The organism is Sebaldella sp. S0638, from assembly GCF_024158605.1.
Classification (GTDB): domain Bacteria; phylum Fusobacteriota; class Fusobacteriia; order Fusobacteriales; family Leptotrichiaceae; genus Sebaldella.
The window spans coordinates 1-6894 of sequence record NZ_JAMZGM010000166.1 but is presented as its reverse complement, the minus strand read 5'-3'; the positions used below and the strand labels follow the sequence as shown (position 1 = coordinate 6894).

Annotated in this window: 5 protein-coding genes and 1 pseudogene; 5 read left to right on the top strand and 1 reads right to left on the bottom strand. The window is 31.6% G+C overall.

The features are described 5' to 3' along the window. Nucleotides 1–145 precede the first annotated feature (145 nt). The 4 genes from NK213_RS18515 (at nucleotide 146) to NK213_RS18500 (ending at nucleotide 2586) form a co-directional block, all read left to right on the top strand. The gene (locus NK213_RS18515; RefSeq protein WP_253352008.1) at nucleotides 146–898 is read left to right on the top strand and encodes an N-acetylmuramoyl-L-alanine amidase; all 753 of its coding nucleotides are present in this window, start codon (nucleotides 146–148) and stop codon (nucleotides 896–898) included. 78 nt (nucleotides 899–976) lie between these two features. Then, a complete protein-coding gene (locus NK213_RS18510) occupies nucleotides 977–1474 on the top strand; it encodes a hypothetical protein (protein WP_253352006.1) in 498 nt (165 codons plus the stop codon). Between the two features lie 16 nt (nucleotides 1475–1490). Continuing rightward, the gene (locus NK213_RS18505; RefSeq protein ID WP_253352004.1) at nucleotides 1491–1898 is read left to right on the top strand and encodes a holin family protein; all 408 of its coding nucleotides are present in this window, start codon (nucleotides 1491–1493) and stop codon (nucleotides 1896–1898) included. A gap of 64 nt (nucleotides 1899–1962) precedes the next feature. After that, nucleotides 1963–2586, top strand: a complete 624-nt coding sequence (locus NK213_RS18500; RefSeq protein WP_253352002.1) for a hypothetical protein — start codon at nucleotides 1963–1965, stop codon at nucleotides 2584–2586. A gap of 28 nt (nucleotides 2587–2614) precedes the next feature. Here NK213_RS18500 and NK213_RS18495 read toward each other — a convergent pair whose 3' ends face one another. Then, on the bottom strand, nucleotides 2615–3079 hold the full coding sequence (locus tag NK213_RS18495) for a hypothetical protein (protein ID WP_253352000.1): 465 nt from the start codon (nucleotides 3077–3079) through the stop codon (nucleotides 2615–2617). Between the two features lie 261 nt (nucleotides 3080–3340). Here NK213_RS18495 and NK213_RS18490 point away from each other — a divergent pair. Next, nucleotides 3341–6894, top strand: a pseudogene (locus NK213_RS18490) (filamentous hemagglutinin N-terminal domain-containing protein); the annotation flags it as partial.

The following is a 6894-nucleotide window of genomic DNA, read 5'->3' as shown; positions in this document are numbered from 1 at the left end:
TCAGATATTAATGTAATTCCCAATATATCATTAACAAGCTCAGGTAATATGGTAATTGGCGGTTATGCCACAGCAACAACAAGAAAAGTTGAGTTTGCTCAACATATAAGTTTTTCTTACATAACGAATGATTAAAGGAGGAAATATGGAACACAGATATAAAGACCCGAAAGAATTAATAGGGGTAGAATTTGAAGAATCAGGACAAACTTATAAAATAACCGGAATAGGAGAAACAACAGAGGAATTCATGACACTGTTTACTGTGAAAGTTGAGAAGTCTATAAATCCAATCAATTGGAGTGGTAAAGTACTTATTGATGTAGGTCACGGAGGAAGCAAAACTTCGGCTAGCGGGAAAAAAATAATAGACTACGGGGCTGTGAATTCCAAAACCGGGATGAATGAATTTATGTGGAATAAGGATTTTGTAGAAAACTATCTGTTATCAGAATTAAAGAAAGAGGGTATTAAAAACCAGATAGTCTTTAGAGATACCGGCATCACAAAGTTAGTCCAGGATTTAAATAAAGAATCAGGAAAAGATGATATTATTTTATCTTTTCACCTAAACAGTGATATAAAAGCTTCTGGAACAGAGACATTGTACTGGCATACAAGCGAAAAAGGCAAAAAGCTTGCAGGACTGATTCAAAAAGGATTGGTAGGAGTTTTAGGGTTGCCAGACAGGGGAATCAAAATAAGGAGAAAACCTTTAGATAATGCTGATGCATTGAATCAAAGAGGGTGGACAATGTTTAGAGATACTAAAGTTCCATTTGTAATGTTAGAATCATTTTTCATAACAAATGACGGGGATCTCAAAAGAGGAAATGAAAAAAAGGCAGAGTTAGCAAGAGCTCTGGTATCAGCAATAAAAGAATATATAAAGGGCTAGAAAGTAATAAAATAGAGAATGTCCTTAAAATGGATATTAAGGACATCCTTTAAAAACTAGAAGAAAGAGGTATCAAAAATGAAAATATATATAATATTGGCAGTAGTAATAGCAGTAGCAGGAATATATTTCCTGTACAAGAAAAAGAAATTAAAAGACATTACTGAATATCTGGTAAAAATGTTAGATATCAAAGGTGGTAAGCTATTAAATAAGGTAAAACTGGCAGTCCTTCTGAATACTTTAAGAGCATGGGCATTAAGCAGTACAAGAAATAAAGTCTGGAAATTTATAATAGAATTATTCTGGCTGGAAATAGATTTATTGGAAGTAGCAAAAGAAGTAGTAGTTACAAATAATAAGGACAGTGTAATAAACAGCATACCTGATGTAATAGTATCCAAGACAGTAGATAACATATTAAATAATACAAAATATACCACAAAGGATTTCAATACCACAACAAATCTCAAAATAACAGAAAAAGACAGAGGATACCTGGAAGGGTATATTGAAGGTCAGATAAATAAGCTTGAAGAGGCAAGAGTAGGAATAAAAGCGGGCATCAAGTGGTAGGAAGGAGAGCTTAGAAATGACAACGAAATTAGAAATATCTACAGTATTAACAGTAATAGGAAGCATAGCAGTATATTTCTTGGGTGGAGCAGATACATTGTTAATAGTTGCAGGAATGTTCATATTATTAGATTATGTAACAGGACTGTCAAAAGGAGTAATGACAAAGAGTATAAATTCTAACAAAGGTTGGAAGGGAATACTGCGGAAAACGATGTATTTGGTAGCTATCGGAGTGGGAGAGGGACTTGATAAGGTAACAGTATTAGATGATGCAGGACTAAGTTTCAGAACAATAATGCTGTGTTATGTAATAGGAACGGAAGGAATATCAATATTAGAGAACTTATCAATAATGGGAATAAAAATGCCCAAAAAGATAGGAAATATATTAGAGAAATTGAAAGATGATGAACCTGAATAATTCAGGTTCTTTTTTTTATCAAATAAATAGTGTATAATTCAAATGCGAGATTGGAGGTATTAAGTTGGAGAAAAAATTAAAAATAATTTTAGTAATATTGGTAATGCTATTTAAAGTAGTTATTATAAACGCAACTCAAATTAGTGAACAAGAATCGAAAAAGCAGAAAGAAAGGGAGACAATATTACAATCTATCTATGAAAAATATAATGAAAATAAAGTAAGTTTTAGAAATTTGACGATAGATGAGAGTATGATTCTTTTGAAAAATTCTAATGGCGTTGATTCATCAGGAGTAGGAATTGCTGGGGAAAAACCCTTGACTAGATGGGCGTTTGAGAATATATCGTATTCCGAAGAGCTATTAACGGAACTGTTTTTGACTTCGGAAACAGTAGCTGGAAAAGTATATGCTTTATTAGGGATGAAATGTTTGGATGAAAAACTATACGAAGAATATCGAGAGAAAATTAACTTAGAGCAGATAGTTGGGACGCAAATAGGATGTATGGTAATGGGAATGTCAGTAGAAGGAATATTAGAATCAGGTTTTGATGTAGAGTGTAGCGTCATAAAAAACACACCAACTGTAGAATTAGAGACAGGAAAGATAATAATAAATGATGAATTTGACTTATTGCCAGAGGATAAAGAAAATAAATTTTTAAATAAAAAGACACTAGATTAAAAGTGTCTTTTTATTTAAAGGCAATGAGTTAAGGCAAATTGATATTTATGAATATAATGTCTTGCTCAGGAGTAGTTGTGAGGAAATTTTCATTTTCAGAAGCTCTTTTAAACATATCCTCGATAAAACCATCATTTAAAGAAATAGTGTTAAATTTCTTCTTTTGTACTCTATCAATAGTTATAGGAGTATTCATCAAAATAGCAGATTTAATATTAAAATCTTTATTTTTTGAAATTTCTAAAAGACGATTAGAGCTATTGATTATGCTATTGACTGTATAAATGTCCAGATTTGTTTTTAATTTATCAGCATTGACGTAATACTTATTTTTAGAAGGAATGACTGCTATTAATGAATCAATCTTATTTAGAGTGTTACCAGAATAAAAAGAAAAACTCTTAATGTCATTTAAGTTTGAATAAGTTGGAGTTTTTTCGGCAATTAAGAATGTAGAAAATAAAGCAAGCATAATAAAAATTATTTTTTTCATAAATGATCTCCTTGATTTAAAAATTTAGTAATATTATAACACAAAATTGTGAGTTAAGAAAATATTTAGAGAAAAAAGTTCGGGTAAACTTCACACAGATGTAATAAACTATTGACATAAAACAAAGGAAATTATATAATAATTCAAAGAATAAAAAAAGTAAAAAATCAACATGGAAAATAAAGATAAAGCTATGGAAAACTCTGTAACCAAATTTATATTTTATACATGTTGATTTTTTTGATAAATAAGGAGGAAATAATGAAGGAAAGGAAATGGAATAAGTTTATAAAACGTAATATAGCAATAGGAATGTTATTGGTAATGTTCTTAAATAGTATGACCTTTGCGAATGAATTAATAAAAACAAGGGATGGTTCGACAGCAAGAGTGATAACAGCCCCTAATGGAACCCCGATGATTGAACTTTCAAATCCGGGGAATACGGGTATCTCAGTTAATGATTTTGATAGACTAAGCGTTGATGAGAAAAACCTGATATTGAATAATATATCACCGAAAGAAGGAGCAGGTTACCGAAGTGAACTCGGAGGAATAATAGCTCCAAATGAGAATTATACAGGAAATCCGGCAAGGGCGGTACTAATAAGAGTACATAAAGACCCATCAGTGATAAATGGATTTATAGAAGCAGCGAGTACGGGAAAAATGGATATGATCTTCAGCAACCCGAATGGTTTGTATATAAACGGGGGCTTAGCAGGTAGATTTGGAAATGTAACCTTTACAACAGGTCATGTAAGTGATGATTTAATGACAATAATGGTAAGGAATGGTAGAATAGAAATAGGAGCAGGCTTTAACGGAAATGCAGCAGAGAACTTAAGCTTACTTGCAAAGAGTATTCAGGTAAATGGACAATTAAATGGAAATGACTTAACTTTAATAGGCGGACAATATGATTATAATACAGGAACGAAGGAAGTAATAAAGCAGGGAGATAATCCCGGAGAAGTATTAATATCATCATCAGTAGTAGGTGGAATCTACGGTCGTAATATATACCTAAAAGCAGTTGGAACGGATATTGCTGTTAAGGGCGATATGATAAGCCAAAAGGTGCTTAAAATCAATGTTGACGGAAGTTTGATTTTGTCGAAAGTTCAAGGAACTGAAAGTGTTGATATAAAGGCAAAGAATTTCACACAGGAAGGTTCAACATACACAGAAGGAAGACTAACAGTAGAAGCGGATAATACAACATTAAGAGGAAGTGGAACACAGGCACAGGAAATAGAAATAAGTGGAAATTTGAACAATGAAACTAACCTTTATTCAAAAAGCAATGTAACTATAGGTGGAGACACAAAAAATAAGGGTCAGTTAATATCAGAAGGAAGCTTGGAAATAAAAGGTAATCTGGAATCAGATTCATTAGTATACGGAAAGAATTCCGTAAAAGTAGGAAAAGACTTAACTAATAAATCGGATTTACAAAGTGAGAACGGGATTACAGTAGACGGGAATGTATCTAATACAGGTAAAGTTATATCTGATAAAGACTTAGACATAAAAGGAAACACAAATAATGCGGGAACACTCTATGGAAAAGACAGCATTAAAATAGATAAAAACCTGACTAATTCAGGAAGTGTCCAGACAACAGGGGAATTATCAGCTAAAGATACAGTGAATACTGGGAAACTTACAGCAGAGAATAATATTAATGTAGAGAACCTTAATAACAGTGGGGAAGTAGTAACAAATAAGAAATTGAGTACAAAAAATATTGAGAATAAAAGTACAGGAAAAGTATCAACAGTAGAAGGAATAAATACAGTTGGTAACGCAGTAAATCATGGAGAAATAAATACAAATGGAAGTTTTATAATATCTTCAAATCTTGAAAATCATAATGTAATAAATGTAGGGAGATTAGTAGATACAAAAGATTTAGCAAATACAGGAACACTAAAAGTATCAGATAAAATAGTATCTAAAGGCTTTACTTTTAGCAATACTGGTGAAATAGTAACAACATATTTAGATGTAGAGAGTACAAATATATCAAATACAAATAAGATAACAGTAGTGGAGACATCTAAATTAAAAGGAAGTAATAATATAAATAACCAGGGAATAATAGCTTCCAAAAATATAGAAATAACAACACCGGTATTAACTAACAGCGGACAGATACTAGCAGAAGAAGTAATAACGGCAAATAATACAAGTTTAAATAATACAGGGAAGTTAGCTTCGAATGGTAGTATAAACTTAAATAACTCGTCATTAATAAATAGAAGTTCTATAGAGTCAACAACAATAAATTTACAGAGCCTGTTTTCATATGATAATGCAACAGGGACAATAAGAGGTAATGATATTAATCTAAGTATGACAGGAAATTTATTACTAGAAGGAAAAATCCAAGGAATAGATAATTTATTAATATCAGGACTTAATATAACCAATAATGGGAATACAATAAGTTCGGGGTTATTAAGGTTATCAGGGATAGATATTACTAATAACTTAACAATATCAGCGAGTAATGTGGAGTTACTTGCAACAGGAAATATATTAAATAATTCTATGATAGAAGGGGAAAGAGGTAAATTATCGGGAAATAACATTGAAAATAAGGATTTGATAATATTTCTTGATAAACTGGATATAGAAGGAACAAAACTTGTAAATCAGGGATCTTCAATATATAGTGATAACGAACTAAATATCCTGACAGGAGATGTAGATAATACAGAAGGTGAAATAGTAGGTCAGGGAACTTTAAATATAACAGGCTTTAATTTATTGGATAATACAAGAGGAATAATAGACAGCAGAGGAAATATCCTGTTAAGTGGTAATAAGCTTTTGAACAGTGGGGAAGTATCAGGACAGTATAGACTTTACTGGATAACTTGGGACGGTCAGTATATTTATGAAAGTGTATGGCGGAACCTTGATGATACATATGCCCAGACAGGAAACAGTAGTTTAATAACAGAACTGGATAATTGGAAAGTATTGGATAATTACAAAAGTGCTGTTGATTATGATAATGCCTATGAAAAGGTCTTGGATAATAATTCTTCAAATCCATATAATTTCTATTATTCAGGAATAACAGTACCAAATGTAGGAGATTCAACAACGGAATATAGTACAAAGGTATTAGAAGGTTATGTTGATACAAGTAAACTGGTAACAAAAGGAGGAAGAATCCTATCAGGAGGGAATTTAACATTAGATGTAAAGGAAATAGAGAATAGAAATTCCAAAATAAGTTCAGGGGGAACATTAAGAATAACGGATAAGGTAGAAAAAATAGAAAATGTGACAGATGTTTCAACGATAAAAGTCTATGATGGAAATGAAACGGTGAAGTTTTTTGAAACATATGCAAGCACAGGTGGGTCGCATACAATAACTTATTATAATGCAAAAATAGACAGAGGATTGTCAAGTGCATCAAGAGACTATAACATAGCAGACAGTGTATCATTAATAGAAGGTAACAATGTAATAATAGAAGGAACACCAACAATAAATAACGGATATGATTATAGTAAAATAGGAACAGGAGCAGTAGTAGACCCCAGTACAATAACTTCAAAAGATGTGGATGTAGACTTGTATTATGATCCAGTATCAGTCCATGTAGATAGAACGGCAGTAATAGATATAATAACGACAGGAACAATACCATTTAATCCGGGAGTATTTACGAGCTCTCAAAGTAAATTATTTACAGAGAGTAAAGACCCGAATTCGAAATATTTACTGGAAACAAGAAGTCAGTATATAGATTTATCAAGATTCTTTGGAAGTGATTATTTCTTAAGTAAAAT

Excerpts from the sequence above, each read along its gene's own strand:
- NK213_RS18505 (WP_253352004.1), top strand. The coding sequence starts at position 1,491 with ATGACAACGAAATTAGAAATATCTACAGTATTAACAGTAATAGGAAGC.
- NK213_RS18515 (WP_253352008.1), top strand. The coding sequence starts at position 146 with ATGGAACACAGATATAAAGACCCGAAAGAATTAATAGGGGTAGAATTT.
- NK213_RS18510 (WP_253352006.1), top strand. The coding sequence starts at position 977 with ATGAAAATATATATAATATTGGCAGTAGTAATAGCAGTAGCAGGAATA.
- NK213_RS18495 (WP_253352000.1), bottom strand. The coding sequence starts at position 3,079 with ATGAAAAAAATAATTTTTATTATGCTTGCTTTATTTTCTACATTCTTA.